Here is a 16,264-nt window from a genome sequence, read left to right as displayed (position 1 = left end):
GGCGGGCGTCAGCGTGCGGGGAGCCGATCGCCAAGCTCTCGCGCTGTGCCCGGTTCGACGCGGAGCCGAGAGCGGGAAGCACCGGATGGACCGCCCCGCCCCCTCCCCATACGGGACCCGGTCCAGAACTCGCGAATTGGCCTTGGCCCGCGGCCGCGCGGAGCGTCTAGCGTCGGGGCATGCGCATCCGAATCGTCGACGCCTTCACCGACCGGCCCTTCGCCGGCAACCCCGCCGGGGTCCTGCTCCTCGACGCCTTCCCGGACGACGACCGGCTCCAGCAGGTCGCCCTGGAGGTCAACCACGCCGAGACCGCGTTCGCCCACCGTCTGTCCGAGGACGGTGAGGCCGACTGGGCGCTGCGCTGGTTCACGCCGGCCACCGAGGTCGCGATGTGCGGCCACGCCACGCTCGCCACGGCCCACGTCCTGCACACCACGGGCGCCCACGAGGGCCCCGTGCGGTTCGCCACGCGCAGTGGCGTCCTGGTAGCGACGCCCCGCGAGGACGGGTCGATCACCCTGGACTTCCCGACCGCGACACTCACTCCGGTCGAGGTACCGGCGGGCGTCGCCGAGGCCCTGGGCGCCGAGCCCCACGCCGTCCTCGACACCGGGCCGGACATCGGGGACCTGCTGGTCGAGGTCGCCGACGAGAAGACGGTCCATGGCCTGACGCCGGACCACAGGGCGCTGGCCGCCTACTCCGAGCGCGGCATCATCGCCACCGCCCGTGCGGCGGACCCGGCACGCGGCTACGACTACGTCTCCCGCTGCTTCTTCCCGAACGTCGGCATCGACGAGGATCCGGTCACCGGCAGCGCCCACACGGCCCTCGCGCCCTTCTGGTCCGAGCGCCTCGGCCGCGCCGACCTCACCGGTCTCCAGGCCTCGCCCCGCTCCGGCCGGGTCCGTACCGAGCTGCGCGGCGAGCGCACGCTGCTGAGCGGGCGTGCGGTGACGGTGATCGAGGGTGAGCTGCTGGCTTGAGAGCGGGCCCGGGCCTGTCCGGTGGCGGGTGAGGTGGGACGTGGTGGGGACGTCTCCCTCCACCTCCCCGCCGCGTTCACGCCGTCGGGAGCCAGTCCACCTTCCCGGCGAGCAGCGCGTAGCCCACGAAGGCCCCGATGTCGAGCAGCGAGTGCGCCACCACCAGCGGGCCCACGCGCCCCCACCGGCGGTACAGGTACACGAACACGACGCCCATCACCATGTTGCCGATGAAGCCGCCGATGCCCTGGTAGAGGTGGTAGGACCCGCGCAGCACCGAACTGGCCGCCAGGGACGCGCCCGGACTCCAGCCGAGCTGGTCCAGCCGGCGCAGCAGGTAGCCGACGACGATGACCTCCTCCAGGACGGAGTTCTGCACCGCCGAGAGGATCAGTACGGGGTATTTCCACCACACCTCGGGCAGGGCCTCGGGCACCACGGTGAGGTTGAAGCCGAGGCCCCGGGCGGCCAGGTAGAAGGCGATACCGGTGCTGCCGATGACGGCGGCGACGGCGGCACCGCGGCCCAGGTCCGGCCACGGACGGCCGCGGTCGAAGCCGAGCGTGCGCAGGCTCCGCCCCTCGCGCAGCAGGAAGTGCGCGACGAGGGCGACCGGCACGAGCGCCGTGGTGATCCCGAAGAGCTGCCAGGCCAGGTCGAGCCAGGGGCGGCCGGGCGCCGCGGAGGCGTTGAGAGTGGCCGCCTGGTCCTTCAGCCCACCGGGGCGGGTGACCGAGCCGATGAAACTGATGAGGGCCGACACCCCGCTGGCGCCGAGTGACAGCGCCAGGACGAGCAGCGTCTCGTCGCGCAGACTCCGTCGCGAGAGCCGCTCCCCGGCAACCGGTTCCTCACGAACCGCCTTCGCCCCACGGCCCGCGCTCTCCCCACGACCGGGCCGCTCCCCCCGACCGGGCTTCTCCCCGCCAGCGGGCTTCTCCCCGCCACCGGGCTTCTCCTCACGAACTGGCTTCTGAGGGAACGAATCGTCCAACGGGCCCGCCTCCGCCATGCACACCTGCCTCCAGCTGGGACGTCACAGCTTGCCCGATCAGTATGAGGCGGCGCGCGGCGGGGGCGGACCCGGCGGGCCTGGGTGTGGAACGGCGCGGTCGTGGCGTGGAGCAGCGCGCCCCTGGCGTGGATCAGCCCAGCCGCGCCGGCTCCGGCAGGCCCACCGGCCACTGGTGTACGGGATGGCCGTCGCGCATGAGCTCGACGTAGCGGCGGGTCGTGGCGGCCAGCGCGGCCTCCCGGGACAGGCCCGACTCCAGCGCCCGGTGGAAGGTGGCCGCCTGCCAGGACGCGCCGTTGACCCGGCGCCGGCACCGCTCCTCGATCACGCCGAGGTACAGGTCCCGGTCGGCGGGCTCGACCCCCCACGCGTCCAGCCCGGCCTCGGCGAGCGGCAGCAGTTCGTCGCGTACGAGGACGGCGGCGTCGACCTCGGTCGTGCCGCCCAGCCGGCCGCGCCGGGGCCATTCGAAGCGGGCGTCGATGCCGTGGCGGCACGCGGCCTCGAAGTTGGCGGCGGCGGCCTCGAACGGCAGCCGGGTCCACACCGGCCGGGGCTCCTCGGCCAGCGCGCGCACGACTCCGTAGTAGAAGGCCGCGTTGGCGATGACGTCGGTGACGGTGGGGCCGGCGGGCAGGACGCGGTTCTCCACGCGCAGGTGCGGGACGCCGTCGGCGATGTCGTAGACGGGACGGTTCCAGCGGTAGACGGTGCCGTTGTGCAGGACGAGTTCGGAGAGGGAGGGCACGCCGCCGGCGTCCAGGACCGCCAGCGGGTCCTCGTCGTCACAGATCGGCAGCAGCGCCGGGAAGTAGCGCCGGTTCTCCTCGAACAGGTCGTACGCCGAGGTCACCCACCGCTCGCCGAACCAGGTGCGCGGTCGGACGCCCTGGGCCTGGAGCTCGGGGGGACGGGTGTCGGTGGACTGCTGGAACAGCGGGGGGCGTGACTCGCGCCAGAGCTCGCGGCCGAACAGGAAGGGCGCGTTGGCGCCGACGGCGATCTGCGCGGCGGTGACCGCCTGGGCCGCGTTCCACACGTCGGCGAAACGGTCCGGGGTGACCTGGAGGTGCAACTGCACCGAGGTACAGGCGGCCTCGGGGGCGATGGACTTGGATGTGCAGGTCAGTCGCTCGACGCCCTCGATGTCGAGGGTGAAGTCCTCGCCGCGGGCGGCCACGATCTGCTCGTTGAGCAGTGCGTAGCGGTCGACGGCGGAGAGGTTGGAGGAGACCAGGTCGTCCCGGTCCAGCGTCGGCAGGATGCCGATCATCGCGATGCTCGCGTCCACCTCGCCGGCCTTGCGGTCCGCATAGGCCAGCGACGTACGGATCTCCTCCGCGAGACGGTCGAAAACCCGGCCGCCCAGCCGATGTGGGGCGATGTTGACTTCCAGGTTGAACATGGCGAGTTCTGTTTGGAAGTCACGGCTCGCGATGCGTTCGAGGACTTGCGCATTCAACATTTTCGGCATCCCGTCGGCACCGACGAGATTCAATTCGATCTCCAGCCCCATGAGGTTCTTCGGACGGTCGAACCGCTTCTCCGCCAGAAGTCGCTCCAGGCCCGTCAGACACCGCTGGAGCTTCTCGCGGTAGCGCTGGCGATCGGACAGGTCGAACTGACCTGCCACGACCTTCTCCCCCATGGAAGAGTCCCTTCTCGGAGCGTTGAGTCGAAGAACCGGCCGCCGGTGGCCGGTGGCCGGTCAGGTGGGATGATGCCCAGCCGATGCGATCGATAACGCCTCGCGCCGACCCGGCACCCACTACGCTGTGCCGATGTGACCGCTGGCACATTCACCGGGCATGACACGTCCTGCGGTTTCCCTGCCCGGTAACTCGTGAAAAACGCCGACGACAATTGGCCGACCGCTCGGTGAGCATTCCCCGAGGTCATCGCCGTACACCCGCTCGGAAATCCGGATGATTCCCGCATATCGACGGCCGAATGCAACCTTGTACTGGTTACCGGAATCGGCTAGTCGAAACACAGTCTGAACACATGTCGTATAAACTCCGGGGACAAGGCAGATGACCGGCGCCCACGGTCGATGGATCCTGCCGTCGAGCTGACGCGCGGCAGGCCTCACCCCTTCTCGGTTCTCGGACCCCGGCCCCTGCCTCCCCAGCCCTGTGAGCTGACAGCGTCGTCCGCCCCGCTCCGCCCTCGCGCCACGTGCCTTCGAATGAGAGGCGACCCATCATGCCCCTGCGTGTCCCCCCTGCCCCCGCGCCCGCCCTGCGCTCCGTCCTCACCGCCCTCTCCTCTCCCACCGCGGTCCGCGAGGCCCGGACACCCTCCCTGCTCGGCGCCCAGGGACCCGCGACACCCGAACTGCCCCTGCCCGTGTACGTTCTGGACCGGATCACGGCAGAGGGCGTGACGGCGACGCGGCTGACCGGATGGCGGTTCCTCATCCGCTGCGGCGACCGGGCGGTGGCGGCGGCGGAGACCATGCTGACCCCCGACGGATGGGCGTTCTCGCACTTCTTCGAGGGCCCCTACGTCGCCTCGACCGAGCGCGCGCTGCGTCAGGCCGAGTCGATCCCCCAGGCCTACCAGCCGCGCCTGCTGTCGGTCCCCGGGCTGTACATGCTCACCCTGTGGCTGCACGGCGACTGCGCGGCGGACGCCGCCGCCGGGCATCCCGCGGCCACCGACCTGCTGGTGCCGCTGGCGCCGGCCCCTCCCGGCATCGCGGCCCACCGTCCGCACCGGGTCGCCGAGCTGCTGCCGGTCCTCACACACAGGGTGACGCCGACCCGGCTGCTGCGCTCCCCCGCCTGACCCGCACCGCTCACCCACCCGCGCGGACTAGCCCCTTCCGGCCATGTCGAACCACCCGAAATGACAGTGCGGTTGAGGTGAACCGTCCGCGCGGGTGAGGCGTCATCAACCTGTGAGAAGCGGTGCTGCGAAATACCTGCGGATCGAGGCCCGTGGGGCAACACTGGGTTCGGACCTACTTTCACAACGGGGGGCGGCCATGAACGACGCTTCACGCCGCGAGACAGCCAAGACAGCGAACGCACCCGTCACAACAGACCGAGAGACCCCACTCATGTGTCAGCACCAGCCACCGTGCCCCTCAGTCGACTCCGCCGACCGGGAGTCCGCCCGTCTCGTGGCGCACCACCCGGAGCAGGGCTGGAGCCTGCTGTGCAACGGCGTTGTCCTCTTCGAGGACACCGGTGAGCTTCTGCCGGACGGTCGGGCCATCGCCCCGCACCGCCCTGTCGGCGCGGGCCTGATGACCGCCGCCTGAGCACAGGCCGGGCGGTCTGACGCCGCTCGGCCCGGTGAACCACGGGGCCGGCCCGCAGGTACCTCTGCGAACCGGCCCCGACGCGTGCCCGACGCCGGTCACTCCCCGTGATCCCCCGTGCTGTCGCGGTCATGGTGCGGCTCACCGGCCCCGAACGCCTTCCCCCGAGCACTCGGTTTCCGGAAGACTCCGGGACGTTCCACGGTGCGCGTCGACGGAGGTGGGGGAAGTGGCAGCTGACGAGGCCGCGGTCGAAGCGGCGCCCGGCAGCCCGGGCAGGGTCACGATCACGGACATCGCCCGTCGCGCGGGCGTCTCGGTGCCGACCGTGTCCCGGGTCGTCAACGGCCGGTCCGACGTGTCGCCGGGGACCCGGGCCCGGGTGGAGGAGCTGCTCCGCCGGCACGGCTACCGCAAACGCGCCGCCGCCCGCGGCCGCCGGGCCGCCCTGATCGACCTGGTCTTCAACGACCTCGACAGCCCCTGGGCGGTCGAGATCATCCGAGGAGTGGAGGAGGTGGCCCACGCGGCCGGGGTCGGCACGGTGGTGTCCGCGATCCACGGACGCTCGGGCGACGCACGCGAGTGGATGCGGAACCTGCGCGCCCGCGCCTGTGACGGCGTCGTACTCGTCACCTCCGCGCTGGAGCCGGTCCTCCACGAGGAGCTCCGTATCCTCGGCGTCCCCTTGGTGGTCGTCGACCCGGCGGGCTCCCCGGCCCTGGACGCGCCCACGGTCGGCGCCGCCAACTGGTCGGGCGGCATGGCGGCCACCGAGCATCTGCTGTCCCTCGGGCACCGCAGGATCGGACTGATCGCGGGCCCGCCCCTGCTCCTGTGCTCACGAGCCCGCCTCGACGGCTACCGAGCCGCTCTGGAAGGCGCCGGCGTCCCCGTGGACGAGTCCCTGATCGTGCCCGGCGACTTCCACCCCGAGTCCGGCTTCGCGGGCTGCGACACGCTGCTGGACCTCCCCGAGCCACCGACCGCCGTGTTCGCCGCCAGTGACCAGATGGCGCTCGGCGCGATCGAGGCGCTGCGCCGGCGTGGGCTGAGGGTGCCGCAGGACATGAGCGTCGTCGGCTTCGACGACCTTCCGGAGGTCCGCTGGTCGGCGCCGCCCCTGACGACGGTGCGGCAGCCGCTCGCGGACATGGGCAGACTGGCCGCTCGTACGGTGCTCCGGCTGACCGGCGACCCGCGGCCGGACTCGCCGCGGGTGGAGCTCGGCACGGAACTCGTACTCCGCGCGAGCACGGCGCCGGCTGCTGTGGCGATCCGTACGCGGCCGTAGCGCGCGGTGCGGGAGCCGCCGGCACCAGGACGTCCCCGGTGCCGGAGCCGCCGGCACCGGGACGTCGGTGCCGGCGGCTCCCGCTCGGCCGTGGAGCGCCGTCCGTGCCGGCGCTCCCGTTCAGCTCCTCTGCGCACGCCCCTTGAGGGCGATGTTCAGTTCGAGGACGTTCACCCGCGGCTCGCCGATGAAGCCCAGGGTGCGGCCCTCCGTGTGCCGGTCGACGAGCGCCCCTACCTCCGCGACCGGCAGGCCGTTCTCCCGGGCGACCCGGGGAACCTGCAGTTCGGCGTAGCGCGGGGAGATGTGCGGGTCCAGCCCCGAGCCGGAGGAGGTCACCGCGTCGGCGGGGATGTCGGACCGCTCGACCGTGTGGCCGGGCACCGAGTTGTCCTTGATGACGGCGGCCTGCGCCGCCCGTACCCGCTCGACCAGCTCCGGGTTGTCGGCGGCCAGGTTGGTGGCGCCGGACAGGATCAACTGGTACTGGGTGTTGAGGGTGTTCTCCCCCAGGCCGTTGGCAGGGCGGCCCTGGAACCACTTCAGGTCCGGTTCCGGAGTCTCCTGCCCCGGCTTCAGCGGCAGGTTGTACGACTGTCCGATCAGCGAGGAACCCACGACGCGGCCCTCCGCCGAGACCTGTGAGCCGTTCGCCTTGCCGTTGAACACGGCCTGGGCGACGCCCGTGACCACCAGGGGGTAGATGACGCCGGTCACCAGGGTCAGCACGAGCAGGGCGCGCAGGCCTGCCCCGAGCAGCCGGACGGTGTTCGATACCGAGTTGTTCATGGCGGTCAACCGATTCCGGGGATGAGGGACAGAAGCATGTCGATGATCTTGATGCCGATGAAGGGGGCGATCAGTCCGCCGAGGCCGTAGACCGCGAGGTTGCGCCGGAGCATCCGGTCCGCGCTCATCGGCCTGTACCGCACGCCGCGCAGGGCGAGCGGCACCAGTACGACGATGATCAGCGCGTTGAAGACGACCGCCGACAGGATCGCGGAGTCCGGCGAGGACAGGCGCATGATGTTGAGCTTGTCCAGGCCGGGGTAGACCGCCGCGAACAGCGCCGGGATGATCGCGAAGTACTTGGCGACGTCGTTGGCGATGGAGAACGTGGTGAGCGCGCCCCGGGTGATGAGGAGCTGCTTGCCGATCTCGACGATCTCGATGAGCTTGGTCGGGTTGGAGTCGAGGTCGACCATGTTGCCGGCCTCCTTGGCGGCCGACGTGCCGGTGTTCATCGCCACCCCGACGTCGGCCTGCGCGAGCGCGGGCGCGTCGTTGGTGCCGTCGCCGGTCATCGCGACCAGCTTGCCGCCGGCCTGCTCCCGCTTGATCAGGGCCATCTTGTCCTCGGGCGTGGCCTCCGCGAGGAAGTCGTCGACGCCCGCCTCGTCGGCGATCGCCTTGGCCGTCAGCGGGTTGTCGCCCGTGATCATGACGGTCCTGATGCCCATGCGCCGCAGCTCCTCGAACCGCTCCCGCATGCCCTGCTTGACGACGTCCTTCAGATGGATCACGCCGAGCACGCGGGCTCCGTCGCCGTCCTCCACGGCGACCAGCAGCGGCGTTCCGCCCGCCGCGGAGATGGCGTCGGCCAGCCGTTCCGTCTCCTCGGCGACCTGGCCGCCGCGCTCGCGCACCCAGGCCATCACCGACCCGGCCGCGCCCTTGCGGATCCTCCGGCCGCCGACGTCGACGCCGGACATGCGGGTCTGTGCGGTGAACGTGATCCACTCGGCGCCGGTCAGCTCGCCCTGGTGCCGCTCGCGCAGCCCGTACCTCTCCTTGGCGAGGACGACGACCGAGCGGCCCTCGGGCGTCTCGTCGGCCAGGGACGAGAGCTGGGCCGCGTCCGCCACCTGGGCCTCCGTCGTACCGCGCACCGGCACGAACTCGGCCGCCTGCCGGTTGCCCAGCGTGATCGTGCCGGTCTTGTCCAGCAGCAGCGTGGAGACGTCACCGGCGGCCTCGACGGCACGCCCCGACATGGCCAGCACGTTGCGCTGGACCAGGCGGTCCATGCCGGCGATGCCGATCGCGGAGAGCAGGGCGCCGATCGTGGTCGGGATCAGGCAGACCAGCAGCGCCACCAGCACGACCAGCGTCAGCCGGGTGCCCGCGTAGTCGGCGAAGGGCGTCAGCGTGGCGCAGGCCAGCAGGAAGACGATGGTCAGCGACGCCAGCAGGATGTTCAGGGCGATCTCGTTCGGTGTCTTCTGCCGTGCCGCGCCCTCGACCAGGTTGATCATCCGGTCGATGAAGGTCTCGCCCGGCTTCGCGGTGATCCGGACGACGACGCGGTCGGAGAGGACCTTCGTCCCGCCGGTGACGGCGCTGCGGTCACCGCCCGACTCGCGGATGACGGGCGCCGACTCGCCGGTGATGGCCGACTCGTCGACCGAGGCGACGCCCTCGACGACGTCGCCGTCACCGGGGACGACGTCCCCGGCCTCGCAGACCACCAGGTCGCCGACGCCCAGCTCGGTGCCGGGGACCGTGCTCCCGTCGACCCGGCGGGCGACCGTGTCGGTCTTGGCCTTGCGGAGCGTGTCGGCCTGCGCCTTGCCCCGGCCCTCGGCGACCGCCTCCGCCAGGTTGGCGAAGAACACGGTCAGCCAGAGCCAGACGCTGATGGTCCAGCCGAACCAGTCCCCCGGGTCCGTGAAGGAGAAGGCGGTGGTCAGCACCGAGCCGATCCACACCACGAACATCACGGGCGACTTGACCATCACCCGCGGGTCGAGCTTGCGGAACGCCTCGGGCACCGACCGGGCCAGCTGCGCCGGTGCGAAGAGACCTTGGCCGCCACGCCCCCGGGGTGACGGCCGACCGGTGGGTACGTCGCCGTGCGGCGCCCGGTTCCCGGTGGCTGCGGAAGGGGGTGTGGGAGTGGCCGCGGAAGGGGCTGTGGACATGGAGTCCTCGTGCTTCGGTATACGAGTGGTCATCACGCCAGCCCTTCCGCCAGCGGGCCCAGGGCCAGCGCCGGGAAGTAGGTGAGACCGACGATGATCAGGATGGCGCCGACCAGCAGGCCGGTGAAGAGCGGCTTCTCGGTGCGCAGGGTGCCCGCGGTGGCCGGCACCGGCTGCTGCCCGGCCAGCGACCCGGCCAGGGCCAGGACGAACACCATCGGCAGGAAACGGCCGAGCAGCATCGCGAGCCCGGTCGTGGTGTTGAACCAGTCGGTGTTCGCGTTCAGGCCGGCGAAGGCCGAGCCGTTGTTGTTCGCGGCGGAGGTGAAGGCGTACAGCACCTCGGAGAAGCCGTGGGCGCCGGGGTTGAGCATCGAGTTCGGCGGAGTCGGCAGGGCCATCGACAGCGAGGTGAACACCAGCACCAGCGCCGGGGTGATGAGGATGTAGACGGCGGCGAGCTTGATCTCGCGGGGGCCGATCTTCTTGCCGAGGTACTCGGGCGTACGCCCGACCATGAGCCCCGCGATGAAGACCGCGATGATCGCCATGATCAGCATGCCGTAGAGCCCGGAACCGACACCGCCGGGCGCGATCTCGCCCAGCATCATGCCCAGCATCGTGATGCCGCCGCCGAACCCGGTGTACGACGAGTGGAAGGAGTCGACGGCACCGGTGGAGGTGAGCGTCGTGGTCACCGCGAAGATCGACGAGCCGCCGACCCCGAAGCGCAGTTCCTTGCCCTCGAGCGCACCGCCGGCCGCCTGCAGGGCGGAACCCTGGTGGGCGAACTCGGTCCACATCATCAGGGCGACGAAGCCGACCCAGAAGGTGGCCATGGTCGCGAGGATCGCGTAGCCCTGGCGCACCGAGCCGACCATGACGCCGAAGGTCCGGGTCAGGGAGACCGGGATGAGCAGGATCAGGAAGATCTCGAAGAGGTTGGTGAACGGCGTCGGGTTCTCGAAGGGGTGGGCGCTGTTGGCGTTGAAGTAGCCGCCGCCGTTGGTGCCCAGCTCCTTGATGACCTCCTGCGAGGCGACGGCGCCGCCGTTCCACTGCTGCGAGCCGCCCGTGAACTGGCCGACCTCGTGGATACCGGAGAAGTTCTGGATGACTCCGCAGGCGACCAGCACGAGCGCGCCGAGGACGGCCAGCGGCACCAGCACGCGGGTGACCCCGCGTACCAGGTCCGACCAGAAGTTGCCCAGCTCTCCGGTGCGAGCGCGGGCGAAGCCCCGGACGAGGGCGATGGCCACGGCCATGCCGACGGCCGCGGAAACGAAGTTCTGCACGGCCAGACCGGCGGTCTGCACGACGTGCCCCATCGTCTGCTCGCCGTAGTACGACTGCCAGTTCGTGTTGGCCACGAAGGACGCCGCGGTGTTGAAGGCCTGCGCCGGCTCCACGGAGTCGAAGCCGAGCGAGCCCGGCAGGACGCCCTGGACGCGCTGGAGCAGGTAGAGGAAGAGGACACCGGCGAGGGAGAAGGCCAGCACGCCGCGCAGATACGCGGTCCAGCGCATCTCCGTGTCCGGACGGGCACCGATGCCCTTGTAGATCCACTTCTCGACCCGCAGGTGCTGGGGAGAGGAGTAGACCCGGGCCATGTAATTGCCCAGGGGGGCGTGCACGATGGCCAGTGCGCCGATGAGGGCCAGCAGTTGGAGTACGCCGGCGGTTACGGGACCCATGCGACTCTCAGAACCTCTCCGGGAAGATCAGGGCGAGGACGAGATAGCCCAGCAGGGAGACGGCCACGACCAGGCCGACGATGTTCTCGGCGGTCACAGCTTCGTCACCCCCTTGGCGACGAGAGCCACCAGCGCGAAGACCGCGATCGTGGTGACGACGAAGGCCAGATCGGCCATCGTGAGCTCCTGGAGTGAGGTTCGGTTGCGACTAGGACGCTTCGAGCAAACCCCTCACCCGACCGGATGCGACCACTGTTGACGGGTCCCATACGGTGGTCTGTGCCCCTTTGACGGATCCCTTACGACTTCGGACCGAAGCGTGCGGGAGCCGCGCCCCGGCACCGGCGGCTCGGGGCCCTCTGCGGCGGCGTCAGGAACGGCTGAGCGCACGTCAGAGCCCCGTCAAGGGCCGCCGTCACCGGCCCCGCGGTCCCTACGGTCGCCCCAGGGCCCCCACTCGACGACACGCCGTACGACCGTCACTGGCCGGGTGAGCCGCACAGAGCGGTGCGCCGAGCCGCGCCTACGCCTTCCTCCGGAACCCGCGACGCGGCGAACGCACCACGACCTGCCCCCAGCTGATCCCGCCCGTGACCCGCACCCGCAGCACCACGGGCGTCCCGGTGTCGACGGCGCGCGCGATCTTCACCTCGGCGTAGCTCGCCACCAGCGCGTCGGTGTCCACCACGATGCCGGGCCGGGTCACGATCCTCAGCGCGCCGGCGCGCATGTCGAGGTCGATGTGGAGGGTGTCGTGGGCGATCACCGCCCGGGTGAGGTCGAGTGTCACCTCACCCCAGGCGGACCGGATCTCCATCCGCCGGGGCACCACCCAGCCGTCACCACGTCGGGTCGACGCCCCCTCCTGCTCGATGCGGACGACGTCCTTCGCCTCGGCGACCGGGCCCTCGCCCGCCACCACCGGCAGGTCGGCGGTCAAGGCGGCCAGCTCTCCCAGCGTCCGCGCGGTGAGCGCCGCGCCCACCCGCTCGTCCAGTTCCTCAGCGGTCAGCCGGCCGTCCCCGGCGGCGCCGCTCAGTATGTCCACGACCCGGTCCCGGTCCGCATGCGAGGCCCGGAGGCCGGCCGACTCGCCGACTCGCGAGGGCAACATCGTCATCGCTCCACCCCGATCTCCCCGGGGTGCCACGCGAGCACCCCACCACCGCCACGGACTAAAGATATATCGCGTTATACCCAACGGCCAACCCCACGTCCCGCCGTTCCCCCTCCCGCGGCCTATCGTGACCGGCATGCAGTCCTACACGATCGGCCAGGCGGCGCGGCTGCTCGGCGTCAGCCCGGACACCGCGCGCCGCTGGGCCGACGCGGGCCGGATCACCACCCACCGCGACGAGGGCGGGCGGCGACTCGTCGACGGGCGCGACCTGGCCGCGTTCTCGGTCGGCCTCGCCCGCTCCGACGGGGCCGGCGAGGAGACTCCGTACACCTCCGCCCGCAACGCCTTCCCGGGGATCGTGACCGCGATCAAGCTCGGCGACGTCGCCGCCCAGGTCGAGATCCAGGCCGGCCCGCACCGGCTCGTCTCCCTGCTGACCCGGGAGGCGGTGGAGGAACTCGGCCTGGAGGTGGGCATGGAGGCCACCGCCCGGGTGAAGTCGACGAACGTACATATCGACAGGACGTGACCCGACCCGCCGGACATGCCCCGGCGACCTCGCACCCGTAGGAACGCACATGCAAGCTATTTGTCACGCACCGCTTGCTCATGCGATGTGACAGCAGACTTTCCCCTCGCAGTTGCGGAAGTATGATCGGCGCAAGGGGAGCCCGCCGTGCGCAAGGTCGCCCAGCCCGGGCGCCGGGGCCGTCGGACTCCCACCCCCGAACGCAGAGGGAGTGGCCCGAGATGACCCGTTCCGTGCGCGGGACCCGCCGCATCCGCCGGACCCTGCGGGTGACCGGCGCGGGCGCCTCCGCGCTGCTGGCCCTGAGCGCGTGCTCGTCGTCCTCCGGCTCGGACTCCGCCGGATCCTCGTCGTCCTCCTCCGGGAAGGTCTCGGGCCAGGTCACCGTCTTCGCCGCCGCCTCCCTCAAGGAGAGCTTCACGGCGCTCGGCGAGACCTTCGAGAAGCGGCACCCGGGCACCGAGGTCACCTTCAACTTCGCCGGCAGCGACACTCTCGCCGCCAGCATCACCAGTGGCGCCCCGGCGGACGTGTTCGCCTCCGCCAGCCCCAAGACGATGGCCACCGTCACCGACGCCGGGGCCACGGCCGGCGAGCCGTCCACCTTCGTACGGAACCAGCTGGAGATCGCCACCCTGGCGGGCAACCCCGAAGGGATCTCCTCCCTGAAGGACCTCACCGAATCCGGCCTCAAGGTCGTGCTGTGCGACAAGACCGTGCCGTGCGGCGCCGCGGCGCAGAAGGCGCTGGCGGCCGGCGGCGTCGAGCTCACCCCCGTGTCGTACGAGCAGGACGTCAAAGCCGCCCTGACCAAGGTCGAGCTGAAGGAGGCCGACGCCGCCGTCGTGTACAGGACCGATGTGAAGGCGGCCGGTGACAAGGTGACGGGCGTGGACTTCCCCGAGTCGGCCGACGCCGTCAACGACTACCCGATCAGCCTCCTCAAGGAGGCTCCCAACGCCGGCGCGGCGAAGGCCTTCATCGACATGGTGAAGTCCGCCGAGGGGCAGCGGGTGCTGACCGGGGCCGGGTTCCGCACGCCGTGAAGAAGCCCGACATGCCCAGGACGGGCACCCGCATGGTGCCGGTCCCCCTGCTGGTGCCCGCCCTCGTGGGCCTGGCCTTCCTGCTGCTGCCGCTGATCGCCCTGCTGGTACGTGCGCCGTGGCGCGACCTGCCCGACCAGCTGGCCAGCCCGGAGGTGTGGCAGGCCCTTCGGTTGTCACTGCTGTGCGCCACGTCGGCGACCGCGCTGAGCCTGGTCGTCGGTGTGCCGCTGGCCTGGCTGCTGGCCCGCACGGAGTTCCCCGGCCGCGGCTTCGTCCGGGCCCTGGTGACACTGCCCCTCGTACTGCCCCCGGTGGTGGGCGGCGTGGCCCTCCTGCTGGCGTTCGGGCGCAACGGCGTCGTCGGGCAGTGGCTGGACGCGTGGTTCGGGATCACGCTGCCGTTCACGACGACGGGTGTGATCCTCGCGGAGACGTTCGTGGCGATGCCGTTCCTGGTGATCAGCGTGGAGGGCACCCTGCGCGCCGCCGATCCGCGCTTCGAGGAGGCCGCCACGACGCTGGGCGCGTCCCGTTTCACCGCGTTCCGCCGGGTCACGCTGCCGCTGATCGCGCCGGGCATCGCGGCGGGCGCCGTCCTGGCGTGGGCGCGGGCACTGGGCGAGTTCGGGGCGACGATCACGTTCGCGGGCAACTTCCCGGGCCGGACCCAGACCATGCCGCTGGCGGTCTATCTGGCCCTGCAGAACGACCCGGCGGCCGCGATCGCCCTCAGCCTGGTGCTGCTGGCCGTCTCCATCGCCGTGCTGGCCGGTCTCCGGGACCGCTGGATGAGGGCATCATGACCGACACCGACGAACCGGCCGCCACCATGGAACCCACCGGCGGACACGCCCCCGGCGCCGGCCTCGACGCCCGCCTCGTCGTGGACCGCGGCACCTTCCACCTGGACGTCGCGCTGACCGCCGAGCCCGGCGACGTCGTCGCCCTGCTCGGCCCCAACGGCGCCGGCAAGACCACCGCCCTGCGCGCGCTCGCCGGCCTCGTCCCGCTCGCCGACGGCCACCTGCGCCTCGACGGTGCCGCCCTGGACCGTACGCCGCCCGAGTCCCGCCCCGTCGGCGTGGTCTTCCAGGACTACCTGCTCTTCCCGCACCTGACCGCGCTCGACAACGTGGCGTTCGGGCCGCGCTGCCGGGGCGCGAGCAAGGCGGACGCCCGGGCGCTGGCCGCCGGGTGGCTGGACCGCATGGGCCTGGCGGGCCACGCGGGCGCCAAGCCGCGCCGCCTCTCCGGCGGCCAGGCGCAGCGCGTCGCACTCGCCCGCGCCCTGGCCACCCACCCCCGGCTGCTGCTCCTGGACGAGCCCCTGGCCGCGCTGGACGCCCGGACTCGCCTGGAGGTCCGCGCCCAGCTCCGCCGCCACCTGGCCGAGTTCGAGGCCGTCGCCGTGCTGGTCACGCACGACCCGCTGGACGCCATGGTGCTGGCCGACCGGCTGGTCGTCGTGGAGAGCGGCAGGGTCGTCCAGGAAGGCGGCCCCGCCGACATCGCCCGCCGGCCCCGCACGGACTACATCGCCCAGCTGGTCGGCCTGAACCTCTACCGCGGCCGGGCCGACGGCCACACCGTGCGGCTGGACGCCGGTCCCGCCATCACCACCACCGAGGATCTGTCCGGCCCGGTCTTCGTGGCCTTCCCGCCGGGCGCGGTGACCCTGTACGGGGAACGCCCCACCGGCTCCAGCGCACGCAACCTGTGGCGCTGCGAGGTCGCGGGCCTGGAGACCCACGGCGACCAGATCCGCGTGGACCTCACGGGCGAACTCCCGCTCGCCGCCGACCTCACCACGGTCGCGGCGGCCGAGCTCGGCCTCCACCCGGGCGCGCCGGTATGGGCGACGGTCAAGGCGACGCAGACACACGCATACCCGGCATGACACCTCCACCGGGCTACGGTGCCCCCATGAGCCTGAGCATCCGCAACCAGCTCCCCGGCACTGTCACCGCCGTCACCCCGGGCGAGGCGATGGCGACGGTCCGGGTCCGCCTCCTGGGCGGCCAGGACCTCACCGCGGCGATCACCCGGGACGCCGCCGACGACCTGGGACTGTCCGTCGGCACCGCGGTCCGCGCCCTGGTGAAGTCGACGGAGGTGTCCGTGGCGACCGGCCGCGTCGAGGGCCTGTCCATCCGCAACCGGCTGCCCGGTACGGTCACCGCCCTCACCACCGGCGACGCGATGGCCTCCGTCAGGGTCGCCGTCGAGGGCTCCGAACTCACCGCCGTGATCACCAAGGAGGCCGCCGACGACCTGGGACTGTCCGTCGGCGTTCCCGTCGTCGCGCTGGTCAAGTCGACGGAGGTGTCGCTCGCGACCGCCTGAGACACGGGAGAGGCTCCGTGCGGGACCAGGACGGTCCCGCAC

At 71.7% G+C, this 16,264-nt stretch carries 16 protein-coding genes; 9 read left to right on the top strand and 7 right to left on the bottom strand.

Going from position 1 to position 16,264, the window contains the following annotated elements; translation table 11 throughout:
- The first annotated feature begins 179 nt into the window (after positions 1-179).
- Positions 180-989 carry a PhzF family phenazine biosynthesis protein gene (locus QC283_RS25320; RefSeq protein WP_279563973.1) on the top strand — a complete coding sequence of 270 codons (810 nt, stop codon included), beginning with the start codon at positions 180-182 and terminating at the stop codon, positions 987-989.
- Positions 990-1,065: 76 nt separating this feature from the next.
- Here the strand turns inward: QC283_RS25320 and QC283_RS25315 are convergent, their stop codons facing one another.
- Positions 1,066-2,001: a CPBP family intramembrane glutamic endopeptidase gene (locus QC283_RS25315; protein ID WP_443032685.1), complete on the bottom strand. Its 936-nt coding sequence runs from the start codon at positions 1,999-2,001 to the stop codon at positions 1,066-1,068.
- 133 nt (positions 2,002-2,134) lie between these two features.
- Positions 2,135-3,652 carry a glutamate--cysteine ligase gene (locus QC283_RS25310; RefSeq protein WP_279563972.1) on the bottom strand — a complete coding sequence of 506 codons (1,518 nt, stop codon included), beginning with the start codon at positions 3,650-3,652 and terminating at the stop codon, positions 2,135-2,137.
- A gap of 557 nt (positions 3,653-4,209) precedes the next feature.
- Between QC283_RS25310 and QC283_RS25305 the strand changes: the two genes are divergently transcribed.
- The 3 genes from QC283_RS25305 to QC283_RS25295 all read left to right on the top strand — a co-directional run bounded on the left by QC283_RS25305 (position 4,210) and on the right by QC283_RS25295 (position 6,566).
- The gene (locus QC283_RS25305) at positions 4,210-4,794 is read left to right on the top strand and encodes a hypothetical protein (protein ID WP_279563971.1); all 585 of its coding nucleotides are present in this window, start codon (positions 4,210-4,212) and stop codon (positions 4,792-4,794) included.
- 274 nt (positions 4,795-5,068) lie between these two features.
- Positions 5,069-5,272, top strand: a complete 204-nt coding sequence (locus QC283_RS25300; protein ID WP_279563970.1) for a DUF5999 family protein — start codon at positions 5,069-5,071, stop codon at positions 5,270-5,272.
- 229 nt (positions 5,273-5,501) lie between these two features.
- Positions 5,502-6,566 carry a LacI family DNA-binding transcriptional regulator gene (locus tag QC283_RS25295; protein ID WP_443032684.1) on the top strand — a complete coding sequence of 355 codons (1,065 nt, stop codon included), beginning with the start codon at positions 5,502-5,504 and terminating at the stop codon, positions 6,564-6,566.
- A 120-nt stretch (positions 6,567-6,686) separates the two neighbouring features.
- Here QC283_RS25295 and QC283_RS25290 read toward each other — a convergent pair whose 3' ends face one another.
- The 5 genes from QC283_RS25290 to QC283_RS25270 all read right to left on the bottom strand — a co-directional run bounded on the left by QC283_RS25290 (position 6,687) and on the right by QC283_RS25270 (position 12,295).
- Positions 6,687-7,355 (bottom strand): potassium-transporting ATPase subunit C, encoded by a 669-nt coding sequence (locus QC283_RS25290; protein WP_279563968.1) that lies wholly within the window; start codon positions 7,353-7,355, stop codon positions 6,687-6,689.
- A 5-nt stretch (positions 7,356-7,360) separates the two neighbouring features.
- The gene (gene kdpB / locus QC283_RS25285) at positions 7,361-9,520 is read right to left on the bottom strand and encodes a potassium-transporting ATPase subunit KdpB (RefSeq protein ID WP_279563967.1); all 2,160 of its coding nucleotides are present in this window, start codon (positions 9,518-9,520) and stop codon (positions 7,361-7,363) included.
- Complete coding sequence (kdpA, locus tag QC283_RS25280) at positions 9,520-11,181, bottom strand: potassium-transporting ATPase subunit KdpA (RefSeq protein WP_279563966.1); 1,662 nt, start codon at positions 11,179-11,181, stop codon at positions 9,520-9,522. The genes kdpB and kdpA overlap by 1 nt, the downstream gene beginning before the upstream one ends.
- 7 nt (positions 11,182-11,188) lie before the next feature.
- A complete protein-coding gene (gene kdpF / locus QC283_RS25275) occupies positions 11,189-11,278 on the bottom strand; it encodes a K(+)-transporting ATPase subunit F (protein ID WP_037722934.1) in 90 nt (29 codons plus the stop codon).
- A 426-nt stretch (positions 11,279-11,704) separates the two neighbouring features.
- Positions 11,705-12,295, bottom strand: a complete 591-nt coding sequence (locus QC283_RS25270) for a DUF1707 domain-containing protein (protein ID WP_398126152.1) — start codon at positions 12,293-12,295, stop codon at positions 11,705-11,707.
- Between the two features lie 139 nt (positions 12,296-12,434).
- Here QC283_RS25270 and QC283_RS25265 point away from each other — a divergent pair, with 139 nt between their 5' ends.
- The 5 genes from QC283_RS25265 to QC283_RS25245 all read left to right on the top strand — a co-directional run bounded on the left by QC283_RS25265 (position 12,435) and on the right by QC283_RS25245 (position 16,222).
- Positions 12,435-12,830, top strand: a complete 396-nt coding sequence (locus QC283_RS25265; RefSeq protein WP_279563964.1) for a TOBE domain-containing protein — start codon at positions 12,435-12,437, stop codon at positions 12,828-12,830.
- 221 nt (positions 12,831-13,051) lie between these two features.
- Positions 13,052-13,876, top strand: coding sequence for a molybdate ABC transporter substrate-binding protein (modA, locus tag QC283_RS25260; protein ID WP_279563963.1), 825 nt, complete (start codon positions 13,052-13,054; stop codon positions 13,874-13,876).
- A gap of 11 nt (positions 13,877-13,887) precedes the next feature.
- The gene (gene modB / locus QC283_RS25255) at positions 13,888-14,682 is read left to right on the top strand and encodes a molybdate ABC transporter permease subunit (RefSeq protein WP_279563962.1); all 795 of its coding nucleotides are present in this window, start codon (positions 13,888-13,890) and stop codon (positions 14,680-14,682) included.
- Entirely contained in the window at positions 14,679-15,776 is a 1,098-nt protein-coding gene (locus QC283_RS25250; RefSeq protein ID WP_383531851.1) for an ABC transporter ATP-binding protein, read from the top strand. Before modB ends, QC283_RS25250 begins: the two co-directional genes overlap by 4 nt.
- A gap of 26 nt (positions 15,777-15,802) precedes the next feature.
- The gene (locus QC283_RS25245) at positions 15,803-16,222 is read left to right on the top strand and encodes a TOBE domain-containing protein (protein WP_279563961.1); all 420 of its coding nucleotides are present in this window, start codon (positions 15,803-15,805) and stop codon (positions 16,220-16,222) included.
- The last annotated feature ends 42 nt before the right edge of the window (positions 16,223-16,264 follow it).

The sequence above is a fragment of the Streptomyces sp. DH41 genome (assembly GCF_029813785.1).
Classification (GTDB): Bacteria; Actinomycetota; Actinomycetes; order Streptomycetales; family Streptomycetaceae; genus Streptomyces.
Note: the sequence above shows the minus strand (reverse complement) of the source record. Positions and strands in the feature narration are given on the sequence as shown.